An 18,599-nucleotide genomic window follows, 5' to 3' on the forward strand; every position below is an offset into this window, starting at 1 on the left:
ATGAAAAACCTTAAGATTCCGGTAGGGCGTTCCGGATTTGCGGATATCCGGAAAAACCAGTATTATTTCGTTGATAAAAGCGGCCTGATCGAGGAACTTCTGAGGACGGATGCGACACAGGTTACGCTGATCACTAGGCCCCGGCGGTTTGGAAAGACGCTGGGAATGAGTATGCTTGCCGCCTTTTTTGATATCCGTATATCCGGAAAAGAGCTGTTCAAAGGGCTTGCCGTCTCGGAAAATCAAGAGCTGTGCGCCGCCTGGATGAACCGGTATCCGGTACTGTTTTTATCCTTTCGAAGCGTGGACGGTCTGGACTTTGAGGGCGCATATGCCCAGTTTGCCTCTGTCATCGCGGAGCTGTATAAGGAGCACTTTTACCTGATGGAGAGCGAACAGATCAACACGCTGGACAAGGAGATGATCTACAGGATTGCGTCAAAAAAAGCAGGAGCGGAGGAGGTAAAAAACAGCCTGCTCAAGCTTACACGGCTGATGGCTGCACACTATGGAAAGCCCGTTATCCTGCTCATAGACGAGTACGATGTACCCCTGGCCAAAGCAAGTGAAAAGGATTACTATCCCCAGATGCTGGATATGGTAAAAGGGATCATGCAGGTCATCAAGGACAATGAAGCACTCAAATTTGCAGTGATCACAGGTTGTCTGCGGATTACAAAGGAGAGCATTTTTACAGGTGCGAATAATTTTGTGTCCGATACCATTTCTGATACCAGATTGAACGAATATTTTGGATTTACGCAGAAGGAAGTGAACCAGCTCTTGCGGGAAGCGGATCTCTCGTCCCATGAGGAGGAGATGCGGGAGTGGTACGACGGCTATCATTTTGGAGAATTTGATATATATTGCCCATGGGACGTTGTAAACCATGTGAATCAACTGCTTCTGAATCCCGGGGCAAAGCCGGCCGGCTACTGGAAAAATTCCAGCGACAATGCCATCATCCGTTCCTTTATCGATTATTCCGGCGTCGAGATCACGAAAAAGTTTGAGTCGCTCCTGTCAGGAGAAACTGTGATTCAGAAGGTGGAGTTGGATCTGAGTTACAACTATCTGCATTCTTCTCAGGAAAACCTCTGGAGTATTCTCTATCTGACCGGCTATCTTACAAGGGTCAGAGAGGGAAAAACAAAAGGAAAACTGCCCCAGGGAAGTCTGGAGCTGGCTATCCCGAATGCGGAAATTATGGAGATTTTTGAGACGACGATCAGCAAGTGGTTTGAGGAAACTGCAAGGCAATGGGATCGACAGGCTTTGTTTGCGGCGGTATGGAACGGAGACGCAGAGCGTGTGACAGACGAAATGACCAGGCTGCTTAGAAAAACCATCAGCTATCACGACTATAAAGAGGACTTTTACCATGCGTTTTTTGCAGGAATTTTTGCCGGGGCAGGTTACAACGTAGAATCCAATCGGGAGCACGGCGAAGGGCGCAGCGACATCATCGTACAGGACTATGCAGGAGACCGGGCAGCGGTTTTCGAAGTGAAATATTCGAACACCCTGAAAGAACTGTCCGGAGACTGCAGCAAGGCGCTTGCGCAGATAGATGAACGGATGTATGCGGAAGAACTGGAAGAGGATTACTCCCGGGTTGTCTGTTACGGGATGTCATTTTATAAAAAGCGCTGTCTGGTAAAAAAGAAGAAGACGGAATAAAAAAGAAACGTTTTGATGAAAAGCGGGAATTACACGGCTGAAAGCCAGAAAAGGAACAGGAGAGGAGAAGGAAAAAAAGATGGATGCAATTAGCAAGATAATCAACGATATCGATAAGTTCGTGTGGGACTGGTGGATGATCATTCTGCTGCTCGGAACCCACGTGTTTTTGACCATCCGGACGGGATTTATCCAGAGAAAGACCATATCCAAAGGGATTAAGCTTTCCGTGGCAAAGGATCCGGACGCAGAGGGGGAGGTGAGCCAGTTCGGGGCGTTGTCCACGGCCCTGGCTTCCACCATCGGAACCGGTAATATCATCGGGGTGGGAACCGCCGTTGCCATGGGCGGGCCCGGGGCCGTGCTGTGGTGCTGGCTCACCGGTGTGTTCGGGATTGCCACGAAGTACGGGGAATCCCTGATCGCGGTTAAGTACCGTGTCAAGACCGAGGACGGCAGAATGCAGGGGGGAGCTATGTATGCCCTGGAGCGCGGGCTGAATATGAAGTGGCTGGGCGTGGTCTTTGCGGTCTTTGCCGGATTTGCGTCCTTCGGAATCGGGTGTGCGACCCAGGTCAACGCCATTGCGACGGTCTGCAGGGAAAACCTGAATATCCCGGAATGGATCATCGGCATTGTAGTCGCGGGCCTGACAGCGGTTGTTATTTTCGGCGGGATCAAGAGTATCGCAAGAGTCTGTGAGAGACTGGTTCCTTTCATGGCCGTTTTCTATGTGATCGGATGTATCATCATCCTGGGGATCAACTATGACTTCATCATTCCGGCCATCGCAACGATCTTCCGGCTGGCATTTACGCCGGGGGCAGCGGCCGGCGGACTGGTAGGCGGCGGGATCAAGCTTGCCATCCAGTACGGGGTAGCCCGGGGGCTGTTCTCCAACGAGTCCGGTATGGGTTCTGCTCCCATCGCTGCGGCGGCTGCACAGACAAGGAATCCGGTGCGCCAGGCGCTGGTTTCTTCCACAGGGACATTTTGGGATACGGTAGTCGTATGTCTCATGACCGGGCTGGTGCTGGTGACAACGATTATGAAAAACCCGGCCATCAATGCAAATGAGATCGACAACGGAGGCGTGCTTACCTCCATGGCATTTGCCCAGATCCCGTATCTGGGGCCGGTGATCCTGGTCGTAGGCATCATCTCCTTTGCGTACTCTACCATCCTGGGATGGGCTTATTACGGGGAGCGGAGCGTGGAATATTTTGCAGGCAGGAAGGGGCTGATCCCTTACCGTATTCTGTATATCATAGTTGCGGCGGTGGCTCCTGTACTGGCATTGGATCTTGTATGGACCATCGCGGATATCCTGAATGCATTGATGGCGATTCCAAACCTGGTTGCGGTGCTGCTGCTGTCACCAATCATTGCCGGTGAGACAAAGAAGTATATCAACAACCTGGACGTAAAGGATGACACACCGATTCCGGTGGTGAAGACAGGACTTGGGGAGAAGTGATTGAAAAATGATTGCGATTGTAGATTATGATGCGGGCAATATCAAAAGTGTAGAAAAGGCGCTGCTCCTGCTGGGGCAGGACGTGAAGATTACGGACAATGGGCAGGAGATCCTTTCGGCGGACAAGGTGGTGCTGCCCGGGGTGGGCGCTTTCGGAGACGCCATGGGCAATCTAAAACGCCGGGGGCTGGTGCCGGTGCTCCGGGAAACAGCGCAGAAAGGAATCCCGTTCCTGGGGATCTGCCTGGGACTGCAGCTTTTATTTGAGAGAAGCGACGAGGCTCCGGGCGTAGAGGGCCTGGGAATCCTGCCGGGCGAGATCCTGCGGATTCCGCCGAAGGAAGGGCTGAAGATTCCCCATATGGGCTGGAACTCCCTGCACTTAGAGCACGGCGGGCGGCTCTTTGAGAATGTGCCGGAGCAGTCTTACGTGTATTTCGTACATTCCTATTACCTGAAAGCCCGGGAAGAGGAGATTGTGAAGGCATCCGCGGAATACGGCGTACATATCCATGCATCGGTGGAAAAGGGAAATGTATTTGCCTGCCAGTTCCATCCGGAAAAGAGCAGCGAAGTGGGACTGCGGATATTGAAAAATTTTGTTGAGCTGTAAAAAGAACCTGTCTGTGAGGAGACAGGACAGAGAAAGATGAAAACATCCGCTTTGCCTCTCAGTTTAAAGAGACAGAGCGGATGCATGCAGGAGAAAATTATGCATACAAAAAGAATCATCCCCTGTCTGGACGTAAATGCGGGACGGGTGGTAAAAGGCGTGAATTTCGTAGATCTGAAGGATGCGGGAGATCCGGTGGAGATCGCAAAGGCCTATGATAAGGCCGGCGCGGACGAACTGGTATTTCTGGATATTACGGCGTCTTCCGACAACCGGAATACGGTGGCGGATATGGTGCGCAAGGTGGCGGAGTGCGTGTTTATCCCGTTCACCGTAGGCGGCGGTATCCGCACGGTGGAGGATTTCCGGGCGCTGCTCCGGGAAGGGGCGGACAAGATCTCCATCAATTCCTCGGCCATCAATACGCCCGGGCTGGTGCGCGATGCGGCGGAGAAGTTCGGGAGCCAGTGCGTGGTGGTGGCCATTGATGCCAAGCGCAGGGCGGACAACAGTGGTTGGAATATTTATAAAAACGGAGGCCGTATCGACACAGGGATAGATGCCGTGGAATGGGCGCAGAAAGTGGAAAGCCTGGGAGCGGGAGAGATCCTGCTGACCAGTATGGACTGCGACGGGACAAAGGCGGGATACGATCTGGAGCTGACCCGCGCCATTGCGGAGCATGTGTCTATCCCGGTCATTGCGTCCGGCGGAGCCGGAACCCTGGAGCATTTTCGGGATGCCCTGACGGAAGGAAAAGCGGATGCGGCGCTTGCGGCGTCCCTCTTTCATTATAAAGAACTGGAGATCCGGGAAGTGAAGGAATACCTTCAGACAGAAGGAATCCCGGTACGCCTGTAGGGAGGAAATGCTGTTTCTTTAAGGGAACCTCTCCAAAGGATAAAAGTATAAATGACAAAGGAGTAAATAAGAATGGCAGGAATCAACGGCGACTGGTATGAGATATTAAAAGAAGAATTTGGAAAGCCTTATTATAAGCAGCTTTTTCAGACTATAAAGCAGGAATACAATACAAGGCTGATCTTCCCTCCGGCCGATGACATATTCAATGCATTTCATCTGACCCCGTTAAAGGAGGTCAAGGTGGTGATCCTGGGACAGGACCCCTACCACAATCATGGCCAGGCACACGGGCTTTGTTTTTCCGTCCAGAAAGGGGTGAACGTTCCGCCCTCCCTGGTCAACATTTACCAGGAGCTCCATGACGACCTGGGGTGCGCCATACCGAACCACGGCTGTCTGACAAAGTGGGCAGAGCAGGGCGTGCTGATGCTCAATACGGTGCTGACCGTGCGGGCGCACCAGGCCAATTCCCACAGAGGGCTGGGATGGGAGGAATTTACGGACGCGGCGATCATGGCCTTAAACGCGCAGGACAGGCCCATCGTATATATCCTGTGGGGTACGCCGGCCCAGAGAAAGGAACGGATGCTGAACAATCCCCGGCACCTGATCTTAAAAGCGCCCCATCCAAGTCCATTTTCCGCTGCCCGGGGATTTTTCGGAAGCAGGCCGTTCAGTCAGACCAACGCGTTTCTGGAGGACCACGGGCTGGAACCGATCGACTGGCAGATCGAATAGGCTTTCCTGTTTGGCTTCTCAGTTTTTACAAAAACAGGTTGACAGCCCCCGGCGTGTGTGGTAAAGTTTTTTTAAACCAATGAGGAAGAGCAAGTACTTTTTGCTGCTGCCGCACAGAGAGCTGCAGGTGGTGGGATTGCAGCGGGACAGGGCAGGGAGGAATGGGCTTCTGAGGGCAAACTGAATTGGATTCGCCATACAGCGGTCAGACTGTACGGCATGGCGTCTGCGGCAGCGCAGGCAGGGGTTCACAGTAGGGGAGCCGGAGAGAGTACTCCGTTAACAAAGTCCGCATATGTCAGTATGCATGAGAGGGTGTTTATGAACACCAAGCCGGGTGGCACCGCAGGAGCGGATGATGATAGGATTCGTACAGCTCTTGTCCCTGCAATAGTATCTTATTGTGTGGGATGAGGGCTTTTTATTATGCCCGGTCATCCCGAACAAAATCCTGGCTGTTTCAGACAGCCGGTTCTGTAAAAATGAAAGGAGAATGGAACGATGAGTGAGAACAAGATTCCCTACAAGATTTACCTGGAAGAAAGCGAGATGCCCAAGGATTGGTATAATGTCCGCGCGGATATGAAGAACAAGCCTGCGCCCCTTCTGAATCCGGGCACCCATGAGCCGATGACCGCAGAGGAGCTCGGCGTGGTGTTCTGTGAGGAACTGGTAAAACAGGAGCTGGACAACGACAACCGTCTGATTGAGATCCCGAAGAAGATCCGTGATTTCTATAAGATGTACCGTCCGTCTCCGCTGGTACGTGCATACTGCCTGGAGGAGAAGCTCCAGACTCCGGCAAAGATCTATTACAAATTCGAAGGCAATAACACCAGCGGAAGCCACAAGCTCAATTCCGCCATTGCACAGGCATTTTACGCAAAGGAGCAGGGACTTAAGGGCGTGACCACAGAGACCGGGGCCGGACAGTGGGGAACCGCGCTGTCCATGGCATGCTCCTATCTGGAACTGGACTGCAAGGTCTATATGGTAAAATGCTCCTACGAGCAGAAGCCGTTTCGCAGGGAAGTGATGCGGACCTACGGCGCCAGCGTAACGCCTTCACCGTCAGAGACCACGGAGATCGGACGCAAGATTCTGGCAGACCATCCGGGAACGACAGGAAGCCTTGGATGCGCCATCTCCGAAGCGGTAGAGGCTGCGACCCGGACGGAAGGCTACCGCTATGTACTGGGAAGCGTTCTGAACCAGGTGCTGCTCCACCAGTCGATCATCGGAGTGGAGACCAAGACCGCCATGGATAAGTACGGCATCAAACCGGACATCATCATAGGATGCGCGGGGGGCGGCTCGAACCTGGGCGGACTGATTTCCCCGTTTATGGGAGAAAAGCTGCGGGGCGAGGCAGATTACCATTTTATCGCGGTAGAGCCGGCATCCTGCCCAAGCTTTACCAGAGGCGTATATGCCTATGATTTCTGCGATACCGGCATGGTTTGCCCGCTGGCGAAGATGTACACGCTGGGCAGCGGCTTCATCCCCTCGGCCAACCACGCGGGCGGCCTGAGGTATCACGGAATGAGCTCCGTACTGTCCCAGCTTTACGCGGACGGTTATATGGAGGCACGCTCCGTAGAGCAGACCGCCGTATTTGAAGCGGCGGAGCAATTTGCAAGGGTAGAGGGCATCCTGCCTGCGCCGGAGAGCAGCCATGCGATCCGCATCGCCATTGATGAAGCGATGAAATGCAAGGAGACCGGCGAGGAAAAGACGATTCTCTTCGGTCTGACGGGAACCGGATATTTTGATATGTATGCCTATGAGAAGTTCCACAATGGTGAGATGAGCGATTATATTCCTACGGATGAAGATCTGAAGGCCGGGTTAGAGGGGCTTCCGAAGTTCTGAAAAACTGCCGGATCTGTATTCAGAAATCCCTGCCGGATACAATATCATATTGTATAGGCAGGGATTTTTAGCTTGCGGCTTTTGCCGCTGCAGGCAGGTATGGAAAAGAAATAAGAAAGACAATCGACGCGGTTTAGGGACATTTTGCCGGGAGGAGGACACGGATGTCATATTTTCCAATGTTTATTGAGCTAAAAGACAGGCCCTGCCTTGTTGCAGGCGGCGGTAAGATCGCCCGGCGCAAGGCGGAAACCCTGCGGGATTACGGCGCCCGGGTGACGGTAGCGGCTCCGGACGTGCTGCCGGAGATTCGGGCTATGGAAGGGGTTGTATGCCTGGAAAAACAGTTTGATCAAAGCGATCTGGCGGGGCAGGTGCTGGTGGTGGCGGCCACCGACGACCCGGAGCAGAATCACCGGATCAGTCAGGCATGCCGGGAAGCGGGGATTCCGGTGAATGCGGTGGACCAGAAGGAAGACTGCAGCTTTATTTTTCCGGCTTATCTGAAAGAAGGGGAAGTGGTAGCCGCGTTTTCCAGCGGAGGACAGAGCCCGGTCGTTGCCCAGTATCTGAAGGAACAGATGAGGCCGGTTATAACGCCCCTGCTGGGTGAGCTTGCAGAAGCATTGGCCTGCCTGCGGAACGCTCTGAAGCAGCCGGGGATGGAGGACATGAGAAAAAAACTCTGCCGGGAGATCTTAGAGCTTGGTCTGGATATGGGCGGAGTGCCTGGCGCAGAGCAGTTAGGAGAGATGATCAAAAAGATGCAGGAAGGGGGAGACAATGATGGAAAGAATGAGAAGGCTGAGAGTGAGCCCGGCTATGCGGAGCCTGGTGCGGGAAAATCACCTGCGGGCGGATGAACTGATTTATCCGATCTTTGTTATGGAAGGGCAGAATCTGTGCAGCCCTGTGGAGTCCATGCCGGGGATCTGCCAGTATTCCATCGACCGGCTGCCGGAAGAACTGGACCGTGTCGTGGAAGGCGGGATCTTGTCGGTTCTGCTGTTCGGGATTCCCGCTCATAAGGATGAGGTGGGGAGCGGAGCCTACGACGACCAGGGGATCGTACAGCGGGCCATCCGTTTTATAAAATCCCAGGAACGCTACAGGCATCTGATCGTGATAGCCGATGTCTGTCTCTGCGAATATACGTCCCATGGACACTGCGGACTGGTAAAGGATGGCGTCATCCTCAACGATGAAACTCTGCCGCTTCTGGCCAGGACCGCGGTCAGTTATGCAGGGGCCGGCGCAGATATGGTCGCGCCCAGCGATATGATGGACGGCCGGGTGAGGGCCATCCGTGAAGCACTGGATGAACATGGATTTGTCCAGATCCCGATCATGGCATACAGCGCCAAATTTGCCTCCGGATTTTACGGCCCGTTCCGGGACGCCGCCCATTCGGCGCCGGGCTTCGGAGACCGCAAGACCTATCAGATGGATCCGGCAAACGGCCGGGAGGCCCTGCGGGAGGTGGAGGAAGACCTGCGGGAAGGGGCGGATCTGATCATTGCCAAGCCTGCCATGGCTTATATGGATATTATCCGGAATATTACCGAAACCTTTCATGTTCCGGTGGCAGCTTATAATGTGAGCGGGGAATATGCGATGGTGAAGGCAGCGGCAGCCAACGGCTGGATCGACGAAAAAAAGATCGTTATGGAGATCCTGGTGGGCTTGAAACGTGCAGGGGCAAAGATGATCATCACCTATCATGCTCTGGACGCGGCCAAGTGGATTCGGGAAGGAGAATAGAATGGATACAAGATCAAAAGAACTGTTTGAAGCGGCCAGGCGGCATATCCCGGGCGGGGTGAACAGTCCGGTGCGTGCATTCGGCTCCGTGGGGAGGACGCCGCGGTTTATCGCGTCTGCCCACGGCAGCAGGATCGTGGATGTGGATGGAAATGAGCTGATTGATTATGTCTGCTCCTGGGGGCCGGGAATCCTGGGACATGCCCACCCGCAGGTCATCGAGAAGGTCCGGGAAGCATGCCTGGACGGGCTGACCTACGGCGCGCCTACCGAAAGGGAGGTGCAGATGGCGGAGCTGCTGTCGAAGCTGATGCCTTCCATGGAGGTCAGCCGTCTGGTCAGTTCAGGCACAGAGGCTGTGATGAGCGCCATTCGGACTGCCCGGGGGTATACAAGGCGTGATAAAGTCATCAAGTTCAAGGGCTGCTATCACGGCCATTCGGACGGGCTTCTGGTGAAGGCCGGTTCTGCCGCACTGACGACCTCCGTGCCGGACAGCGCCGGGGTTCCGTCGGATTATACCCGAAATACCCTGGTGGCCCTGTACAATGACCCGGATTCGGTGGAAGCCTTCTTCCGGGCGAATCCGGGGGAGATTGCAGCCGTGGTGGTGGAACCTGCGGCGGCAAACATGGGTGTGGTTCCACCGGCCCCTGGTTTTCTGGAATTTTTGCGGGAGATTACGGAAAAAAACGGTGCGCTTTTGATCTTTGACGAGGTGATCACAGGATTTCGGCTGGCTCTGGGCGGGGCCCAGGAGTATTTTCATGTGACCCCGGACCTGACCACCCTGGGCAAGATCGTGGGCGGAGGAATGCCCATAGGGGTCTACGGAGGAAAGCGGGAAATCATGGAAATCGTGTCGCCCCTGGGGCCGGTGTATCAGGCGGGTACGCTGTCCGGAAATCCCATTGCAACGGCGGCGGGACTGGAAACCCTCCGAATCCTGCAGGCAGATCCAGGGATCTACCGGAGAATGGAAGAGAAGGCAAAACGCATCGAGGACACCGTCCGGGAGGCGGCCGGAGATCGTGTGTGTGTGAACCGGATCGGGTCGCTCTTAAGCCTCTTTTTTACATCAGTCCGGGTAACGGATTACGAAAGCGCGGTTTCCTCGGATACCGCAAGCTATGCGCGATACTTTGGATATCTGCTGGATCACGGAATCTATGCGGCGCCGTCCCAGTTTGAAGCCATGTTTCTGTCGGACGCCCATACGGAGGAGGATGTGGAAACCACCTGCCGGGTGATCCGGGATTTCCTGCGCGGCATGGAGTAAAGCGTGTCCGCAGATGAAAAAAGGAGGCATCCGGATGCAGTTTGGATTTTTAGGGATCAGTTATCAAAATGCCCGGCTTGAGATCCGCGACAAAATATCGTTTACAGACGCGATGAAGCTGGATTTTTTTCAGAAAGCGGAGGCAGTCGGAATACAGCAGTGCATGGTGCTGTCCACCTGCAATCGAAGCGAGATTTATTATATTTATATAGAAGAAAAACAGAAAGCAGAGATCCGGCATATTTATGAGGAAATGTTTCCGGATGTGGAAGTGAGGGCGTATCTGTCTGAGCTTTCCGGTGAGCCGGCCATGGCCTATCTGTTCAGGACCGCGGCGGGGCTGGAATCCCTCGTGCTGGGGGAAGATCAGATTCTGGGGCAGGTGAAAGAGGCGTTGGAAGATTCCAGGGCCATGGGATATTCCGGCAAGGAGCTGAACCGGATTGTACGCGGCGCCGTGACCTGTGCCAAACAGATCAAAACCGATCTAAAGATCAGTGAAAGACCGCTGTCTGTCAGCTATATCGGGATTCGGATGCTGGAGGAAGCATGTGGACTTACAGGGAAACGGCTTCTTGTGATCGGCAGCGGAAAGACGGCGGTGCTGGCGCTGAGATATCTCTGCGGATATGAGTCGGTGCAGGTGACGGCGTGCAGCAGAAATAAAGCACATGCCAGGCGGCTGCTGGAGGAATTTCCACAGATTGGAATCGTGTCTTATGGAGAACGGTATGAGGCTTTGAAAACGTGTGATATTGTGGTCTCCGCCACGGCCTCCCCCCATCTGGTTCTGCGGCGGAAGGACTTTTGTCCGGTAAGGCCGCTGACCATGCTGGATCTGGCGGCTCCCAGGGATATTGACACGGCGTTTGCAGAGGATTCGCTGGTAAGGCTGATCAATCTGGATACCCTGCAGGAGATCGCCGCGGATAACCGGAGGGACAGGGAACTTCTGGCGGAGAAGAGCCGGGAAAGGATCGAAGCAGCGGTACAGGAGACGGCTGCCTGGCTGCTGCAGAGCAGGATGGATATGACCATTGAGTCTTTGCAGCATCGGTGCGGGGAGATTGCAGAGGACAGCTATGCATATCTGGATCGGAAGCTGGAGCTGAGCCAGAGGGAGAAAAAAATGCTGAAAAAGGTGCTTTATGCCTCCCTGCAGCGCCTTCTGCGGGAGCCCATCCGGGAGTTAAAACGTCTGGATACGGAGGAGGAGCAGGAGGAATACAGGCGGCTGGTCCGGCAGCTTTTTCAGATCTGATCTGCTGTAGGCAAGCCTGCCTGGGACAGGACCTGGAACTCTGATTACGAAGTATCCGGCAAAATGCGCCAGCGACGCGTTTTGCCGGATTTTACAGGAGAAGATTATGAAATATATCATTGGTACACGGGGCTCAAAGCTGGCGCTGGCACAGGCGGAAGCGGTGCGCCGCAGGCTGGAGGAGGCATACCCGGAGGACAGATTCGAATTATACGTCATTCAGACAAAGGGGGACCGGGTTTTGGACAAACCCCTCCATGAGATTGGCGATAAAGGGGTTTTTGTCAAAGAGATTGAGGAAAAAATCCTGTCCGGCGAGGTGCAGATCGGGGTGCACAGTATGAAAGACATGCCGTCTCGTCCGGCTCCCGGCCTGAAATTTACCAGGGCATGGAAAAGGGAGGATCCTAGGGATGTGCTCATCCTGCGCGAAGAAAGAAGGCTGGAGGATCTGCCCGAGGGTGCGGTCATCGGGACGGGCAGCAGGCGCAGAAAGTTCCAGCTTCAGAGCCTGCGTCCTGACCTGCAGGTCGTGAATATTCGGGGAAATGTGGACACCAGGATCAGGAAAATGGAGGAAGAACAGCTAGACGGTATCATCCTGGCGGCGGCCGGCCTGCACCGCCTGGGAATGCAGGAACGGATCACCCGGTACCTGGAGCCGGAGGAGATGGTGCCCGCCCCGGCCCAGGGAATCCTTGCACTGGAGATCCGGGAGGGAGAGACCAGGCTGCAGGAGCTTTTGGACGCTCTCAGCGATGAGGAGACGGATCTGGCCGCAGAAGCAGAGCGAGGATTTCTGCGTGAGATCGGTGGGGACTGCCATGTTCCCGTGGGGGCGGTGTGCAGAAGGCAGCCGGGCGGACTGCTCCGGCTGGACGTCATGTTCGGAGATGAGACAGGCAGCCGGATGGCTTTTGCGTCTGTCCTGGGAAGGAATCCGGTACAGCTTGCAAAGGAGGCTGCGGTCAGTATCCGCCGTCAGATGGCGGGAACTGTATACCTGGTGGGCGGCGGTCCGGGAGATCCGGGACTGATCACAGTGAGAGGCATTCAGATGCTCCGGGAGGCGGACTGCATCATTTACGACCGGTTATCCCCGCCGGAGCTGCTGGAAGAGGCAAAGCCTGGCTGCGAGAGGATTTACGTGGGAAAGGCGGACCGCCGCCATACGATGGAGCAGGAGGAAATTAACCGGCTTTTAGCAGAGAAAAGCCTTCGGTATGAAACCATCGTCCGTCTCAAGGGCGGGGATGTATATGTGTTCGGACGGGGCGGCGAGGAAGGGCTGTATCTGGCGGAAAAAGGAGTACCGTTTGAAGTGGTTCCGGGAGTCAGCTCAGCCACTGCCGCGCTGGCCTGCGCAGGGATTCCCGTGACCCACCGGGGAAAAGCATCGGGGGTTCATGTGGTGACAGCCCACAGCAAAGAGGACGCCCTGACAGAGATTGATTTTGAGGCAATGGCAGGGGGAAAGGAAACCTGTGTCTTTCTCATGGGGCTGGGAAGGCTGGAAGAAATCGCCTCCAGACTGATGGAAGCCGGGATGCCGCCGGATACGGAGGCAGCGGTTGTTTCCTGCGGTTCAACTCCGGAGCAGAGGAGCTGCACGTCAGACCTGGCCCATATCGCGGAAACGGTGCGAAACGCCGGTCTGGTCTCCCCGGCAGTCATTGCGGTGGGAGAGGTGGTCGCATTGCGGGAGAACCTCAATGTTTATGAAAAACGTCCTCTGTTTGGAAAACGATATCTGATTCCGAAGATCGGGGAAAGCGGCTCCAGGCTAAAGGAGCTGCTTGGGCGCCAGGGCGCGGCGGCGGATGAGGTCTGTGTGGGAACGATTGTCAACACCGGAAAAAGATTTTCAGCAGAAGAATTGAAGCAGGCAGACTGGCTGATCTTTACCAGCAGGAATGGCGTGGACGCATTTTTTGAAGGACTTGCAGAGAGCAGGCTGGATGTACGCTGCCTGTCCGGGTGCAGGATCGCGGCTATAGGCGGCAGAACGGCGGACGCTCTGAAACAATACGGGCTGTATGCCGACCTGATTCCGGATGCATTTCACAGCGATGCGCTGGCCAAGGCGCTGAAACAACGACTGTCCCCGGGGGACCGGGTCTGGTACCTAAAGGCGGGAAATGCGGACGGACATTTAAGATCGCTTCTGGAAGGCTGCTGCAGTCTGGAAGAAATCCCAGTATACGAAAATCAGGCGGCAGTACCGGATACGGAAAAGCTGCGGAAACCAGAGGAGTATGACGGAATCTTGTTTACCTGTGCCTCCTCCGTGGAACGTCTGCTGAAAGTGGTGGGAGAAGAGTGGAGACAGTGTCCGGCCTGCAGCATCGGTCCGAAGACGACCGCCTGTTTAAAGAAATGCGGAATGAGGCATGTTATAGAGGCCGGGCGGGCAGATTATGAAGGAATGATAGAAGCGCTGGTTAATGGGAATTCCTGGCTTTGAGCTGTTTTTTTAAAAAAAAAGTTGACAAAGTGATTTTTTTGTATTAGAATGGCCGACGTAATATTTTTGTAATATTTGTAATAAATTAGAAAAAATATGCATATATTTTATAAGAAAATATTTACAATATTGCAAAGAATTGGAGGTTGGAGTATATGAAACAATATAGAAAGATCATTGCGTTACTTATGGCGGCAACGACCAGTGTGGTCATGTCGTCTGAATTTGAAAGTCAGGCTGCGGACCCGGCATTGGATATGGCTCAGGTAAAGATTCTGGGTGAGTACAAGCTCACCCAGCCCTATGGTTTTAACGATGCGCCGGAAGAGGCCCTGCTGAATCTGAAGAAAGCGACAGCGCAGGCAGAAGAGCAGTACCAGGAGATGAAACGGAAGGAAAAAGAGGCGCGGGAACGGAAAGCAGCGGAAGAGGCCAGAAAGGCACAGGAAGAAGCGGAACGGATCGCAGCACAGCAGGCAGCGGCGGAACAGGCAGCAGCAGAACAGGCTGCGGCACAGCAGGCAGCAGCAGAACAGGCTGCGGTACAGCAGGCAGCAGAACAGCAGACGGCAGTTCAGCAGACCGCGGCATACAGTGCATCAGCCAGCGACCAGACACTGCTTGCGGCTATCATCTTCTGTGAGGCAGGCAACCAGCCTTATGAAGGCCAGGTGGCGGTGGGAGCCGTGATTATGAACCGGGTACGCAGCGCCGTATATCCGAACAGTATTGCCGAGGTCATCTACCAGCCGGGACAGTTTGGTCCGGCAATGACCGGATGGCTGGATTCCATTCTTGCCAGCGGCGGCTATACGGATACGGCTATGCAGGCAGCAGCGGACGCACTGGCGGGAAGCAACCCGATCGGGGATTGCCTGTACTTCGGATGCGGAAACTTTGGAATCCAGATCGGGGATCATTTCTTCCATTAAAAGATGCTGTACGCGCCTCCTACTCGTTCTCCCAGAACCACTCCGGTGTGTTGGCACAGGCAATGCTGTGGTAGAACTTGTGGGGCGCGATCCCTGTGGATTTTCGGAAGACCCGGCTGAAGTAGAGCGGGTCGTCATACCCCACCAGCCGCGCTACCGTGGAGACGGACATGGAATTGGCCGTTAGAAATTCTTTCGCTTTCTCGATCCGCAGGCGGCTGAGGAACTGCATGGGAGGGACTCCCATCCTCTGTTTGAATGTATGGGAAAAGTAGCTCTCGCTCAATTTACAAAAATCTGCCATGGAGGCCACAGTCCAATTTTCCATATACCTGGAGTTGATCTCACAGATCAGGCGGTCGATAGAAAAATCATTTTCAGAGGGGCGCAGGGCATTGCACAGGGATCGGTGGATCATAGACAGTAAGATATAAAAATTTCCCGCAACCACATCTTCATAATGTATCTTTTTAAACTGAAGCTCCGTGATGATCAGATGGAACAATTGCCTGACGGAGGAGCTCTCGCCGATGTAGCAATTTTCAATGGAATACCGATCTAATATCCCTTCGCATGCATTTCCGGTAAAATGAATCCAATAGACCTCCGGCTTATCTGCCGCGTAGTAGGAATAGAACTGCGGCTCCGAGGGGCGGAACAAGACCACGTTTCCTGCCGCCAGCGCCGTCCATTCCCCGTTCAGGCAAAAATGTCCTGCGCCCCTGTAGATATAAATGATCTGATAATCCAGCCGCCCCTTCTCTCGTTTAAGAAAATAATTATGATTTTTAAAAATCTGCTTTCCGCAGCAATTGACCAGCAATGGGACGCTCTCGTCGTAAAATCCGTCCAGCCGTCTCCTGTCCCGCAGGTGTCCGCAAATATTTACCATATCCTTTTCCTTTCTTATGATTCCGAACTGATATTGATAGTTCTATTTTGAAGGCCGCTGCGAAAAATGTCAAGCCGAATCCGCTGCTGCCGGCACCGGTCAGGGTGTGAACAGCAGATGTTCAGATATAAAAAGCAGGATTGTCCATGTTGAAAGCACTTCTTGCAATAGTATCCCTGCCGGATATTTTATAAGATACATATAGAAAAGAGACCGGAATCTTTTGAACACAGGCTCCCAAAGCCCACAGTCCCGCACGCGCAACGGGCCCCGGGGGTCTGCATAAAAAAGAAAAGGAGGAGAGTTTGCTTGAAAAAACAAGTTGTCTTCTTGATGACAGACACGACAAGAAAAGACATGCTGGGGTGTTATGGAAATAGAAACATGATTACCCCGAACCTGGATTCCCTGGCAGAAGAGGGAATCCGCTATGAAAATGCGTACACCTGCCAGCCTGTCTGCGGACCGGCCCGGAGCGCAATCTTCACAGGCATGTTCCCCCATTCCAACGGGACGGTGGCCAACGGAGTACCCTTCGGGGATAATGTGAAGACAGTGGGCCAGCGGCTGACGGATCATGGAATACAGTGCGGCTACATCGGCAAATGGCATCTGGACGGGGGCGATTATTTTGGCCTTGGAAAATGCCCGGAGGGATGGAATGCAGACTACTGGTATGACATGAAGAACTATCTGGAGGAACTGTCGGAGACGGACCGGGTTCGTTCCAGGCGGTCCGGGGAGTGTTTCCGCCCCGGGTTTTCAGAGGAATTTACATATGCGCACCGTTGTACAGACCGGGCTGTCCGCTTTCTAAAGCAGTTCCGGGACGAGGATTTTTTCCTGACGGTCTCCTACGATGAGCCCCACTCCCCGTCCCTGTGTCCTGCTCCCTACAATGAGATGTACAAGGGCTTCAGGTTTGAAAGTTCCGCATCTTTTCAGGATGATTTGGAGGATAAGCCTCTGCTGCAGCGGCTCTGGGCAGGGGAGCTTCTGGACGCGCCGGGGCAGCAGGTCAGCCAGCCCTCCGAATACCTGTCCCTGCTCCTGGGCTGCAATTCCTTCGTGGATCATGAGATCGGGCGGGTGCTGTCCCTGATCCGGGATATCCTGCCGGAGGCGCTGGTGATCTTCACCTCGGATCATGGGGATATGTTAGGGGCACACCGATTATTTTCAAAAGGCCCCACCGCATATAAGGAGGCGGCGAATATCCCGCTCATCATCCGGGGAGGGGAAAAGGGGAAGGTGGTTCATGCGCCCGCATCGCATATCGACCTTGTCCCCACAATCCTGGATTATTTTGGGATTCCCATTCCGAAGCTGTTGGAGGGCAAAAGCATGCTCCGTCAGATCTATGATGCAGAGGTGGCTGTCAACCAGGCTGTATTTACCGAATTCACCAGGTACGAGGTGGACCATGACGGCTTTGGAGGCCTGCAGCCCATGCGGGCGGTGACCTCTGAAAGGTACAAGCTGGTGGTGAATCTGCTGGATAAGGATGAATTTTATGATCTGCAGCATGATCCTGAGGAGCTGGTAAACCGGATCGACGATCCGGCCTGCCTGGACACGATCCGGGAATACCATGGACTCCTGATCCGTCACATGAACGACACCCGGGATCCCTACCGGGGGTACCAGTGGTCACTGCGGACCTGGAATAAGGGTTTTGTACCGTCTTGGGAGAACGAGGGGTTTACAAGGCAGCGGGAGAATGAGGAATACGAGCCGCGCCAGCTGGATTATGATACCGGCCTTCCCATGGTGAATGCGGTCCGCAGCAAATATCTTTATGAAATGGAGGGAAAGATATGAACGATCGAAAAAAAGAACGGAACGCGGCGGGAAAAAAACGAAGGATTGAGCAGCTTAAGCTGAACGCATGGTGCTGGCTGTTTATGGCACTGGCAGTGGGCTTCTATATCCTGTTCCAGGGCTACCCGATCCTGTGCAGCATCCAATATTCCCTTCTGGACTGGTCCGGGATGACGTCTGACGCGGCGTTTGTGGGGCTGGCAAACTACCGGGAGCTGCTAAAGGACGAACTGTTCTGGAACGCCTTTGTCAACAGCTTCAAGTACATGCTGATGATTGTTCCGCTGGAGCTGGCCGTTTCCCTGTTCCTGGCATATATGCTGAACGACGAGCGGCTGAGAGCGCGTTCCGCCTATCGGACAATGTATTTTATCCCGGTGATTACCACCGCTTCCGTGGTCGGTATCATCATGATTTTTATTCTGGGGGTTCAGGGGCCGGTCAACCATGCCCTGACGGCAGTTCACATCCTGGAAGAACCGCTGAATTTTCTGGGAAATGCGAAATATGCCCTTCCCACCCTGGTGGTGATCTCCCTGTGGAAGGACTGCGGCACTTACATGATCTATTGGCTGGCAGGACTGCAGGGCGTCTCTAAGGACGTGTACGAGGCAGCCACCATTGACGGGGCGAACCGGAGGCAGACCTTTTTCCATGTGGTGCTGCCGCTGATCGCTCCCACTGGAGGGATTATTGCGATTCTGTGCGCCATCAATTCCCTGAAGGTATTTGATATGATCAAGACCATGACCGAGGGCGGGCCCTATTACGCGACAGATGTGATCGCTACCTACGTTTATCGGAACGCATTTTCCAGTGAGATCGGGATGCCCAGGCTTGGTTATGCCAGCGCGGCGGCCCTCTTCTTCGGTGCGGCCGTGATCGTCATCGGTCTGGGGCTCAATGCGGTGAAAAGCCGGCTGAGCAAAATAGTGTAAAGGAGGA

At 54.2% G+C, this 18,599-nt stretch carries 15 protein-coding genes; 14 read left to right on the plus strand and 1 reads right to left on the minus strand.

Going from position 1 to position 18,599, the window contains the following annotated elements:
• The 12 genes from EBB54_RS00780 (at position 1) to EBB54_RS00835 (ending at position 14,941) form a co-directional block, all read left to right on the plus strand.
• Complete coding sequence (locus tag EBB54_RS00780; RefSeq protein WP_125125966.1) at positions 1–1,680, plus strand: AAA family ATPase; 1,680 nt, start codon at positions 1–3, stop codon at positions 1,678–1,680.
• Between the two features lie 79 nt (positions 1,681–1,759).
• Positions 1,760–3,157: an alanine/glycine:cation symporter family protein gene (locus tag EBB54_RS00785; protein ID WP_125125967.1), complete on the plus strand. Its 1,398-nt coding sequence runs from the start codon at positions 1,760–1,762 to the stop codon at positions 3,155–3,157.
• Between the two features lie 7 nt (positions 3,158–3,164).
• Positions 3,165–3,770 carry an imidazole glycerol phosphate synthase subunit HisH gene (gene hisH / locus EBB54_RS00790; RefSeq protein ID WP_125125968.1) on the plus strand — a complete coding sequence of 202 codons (606 nt, stop codon included), beginning with the start codon at positions 3,165–3,167 and terminating at the stop codon, positions 3,768–3,770.
• A gap of 99 nt (positions 3,771–3,869) precedes the next feature.
• Positions 3,870–4,631: an imidazole glycerol phosphate synthase subunit HisF gene (gene hisF / locus EBB54_RS00795; protein ID WP_125125969.1), complete on the plus strand. Its 762-nt coding sequence runs from the start codon at positions 3,870–3,872 to the stop codon at positions 4,629–4,631.
• Positions 4,632–4,703: 72 nt separating this feature from the next.
• Positions 4,704–5,372 carry a uracil-DNA glycosylase gene (locus EBB54_RS00800; protein ID WP_125125970.1) on the plus strand — a complete coding sequence of 223 codons (669 nt, stop codon included), beginning with the start codon at positions 4,704–4,706 and terminating at the stop codon, positions 5,370–5,372.
• Between the two features lie 501 nt (positions 5,373–5,873).
• The gene (locus tag EBB54_RS00805; protein ID WP_125125971.1) at positions 5,874–7,244 is read left to right on the plus strand and encodes a TrpB-like pyridoxal phosphate-dependent enzyme; all 1,371 of its coding nucleotides are present in this window, start codon (positions 5,874–5,876) and stop codon (positions 7,242–7,244) included.
• Positions 7,245–7,408: 164 nt separating this feature from the next.
• A complete protein-coding gene (locus EBB54_RS00810; protein ID WP_125125972.1) occupies positions 7,409–8,107 on the plus strand; it encodes a precorrin-2 dehydrogenase/sirohydrochlorin ferrochelatase family protein in 699 nt (232 codons plus the stop codon).
• Positions 8,031–9,005 (plus strand): porphobilinogen synthase, encoded by a 975-nt coding sequence (gene hemB, locus EBB54_RS00815; RefSeq protein ID WP_125130528.1) that lies wholly within the window; start codon positions 8,031–8,033, stop codon positions 9,003–9,005. The genes EBB54_RS00810 and hemB overlap by 77 nt, the downstream gene beginning before the upstream one ends.
• A 1-nt stretch (position 9,006) precedes the next feature.
• Entirely contained in the window at positions 9,007–10,284 is a 1,278-nt protein-coding gene (gene hemL, locus EBB54_RS00820) for a glutamate-1-semialdehyde 2,1-aminomutase (protein WP_125125973.1), read from the plus strand.
• A 34-nt stretch (positions 10,285–10,318) separates the two neighbouring features.
• Complete coding sequence (gene hemA, locus EBB54_RS00825; protein WP_125125974.1) at positions 10,319–11,545, plus strand: glutamyl-tRNA reductase; 1,227 nt, start codon at positions 10,319–10,321, stop codon at positions 11,543–11,545.
• A gap of 106 nt (positions 11,546–11,651) precedes the next feature.
• The gene (gene hemC / locus EBB54_RS00830) at positions 11,652–14,009 is read left to right on the plus strand and encodes a hydroxymethylbilane synthase (protein ID WP_125125975.1); all 2,358 of its coding nucleotides are present in this window, start codon (positions 11,652–11,654) and stop codon (positions 14,007–14,009) included.
• 155 nt (positions 14,010–14,164) lie between these two features.
• Positions 14,165–14,941: a cell wall hydrolase gene (locus EBB54_RS00835; protein WP_125125976.1), complete on the plus strand. Its 777-nt coding sequence runs from the start codon at positions 14,165–14,167 to the stop codon at positions 14,939–14,941.
• Positions 14,942–14,960: 19 nt separating this feature from the next.
• Here EBB54_RS00835 and EBB54_RS00840 read toward each other — a convergent pair whose 3' ends face one another.
• Entirely contained in the window at positions 14,961–15,833 is an 873-nt protein-coding gene (locus tag EBB54_RS00840) for an AraC family transcriptional regulator (RefSeq protein ID WP_125125977.1), read from the minus strand.
• A 309-nt stretch (positions 15,834–16,142) separates the two neighbouring features.
• Between EBB54_RS00840 and EBB54_RS00845 the strand changes: the two genes are divergently transcribed.
• A complete protein-coding gene (locus tag EBB54_RS00845; protein WP_125125978.1) occupies positions 16,143–17,654 on the plus strand; it encodes a sulfatase-like hydrolase/transferase in 1,512 nt (503 codons plus the stop codon).
• Positions 17,651–18,592, plus strand: coding sequence for a carbohydrate ABC transporter permease (locus tag EBB54_RS00850; protein WP_125125979.1), 942 nt, complete (start codon positions 17,651–17,653; stop codon positions 18,590–18,592). Before EBB54_RS00845 ends, EBB54_RS00850 begins: the two co-directional genes overlap by 4 nt.
• Positions 18,593–18,599: the final 7 nt, after the last annotated feature.

The sequence above is a fragment of the Schaedlerella arabinosiphila genome (assembly GCF_003885045.1).
GTDB lineage: Bacteria > Bacillota > Clostridia > Lachnospirales > Lachnospiraceae > Schaedlerella > Schaedlerella arabinosiphila.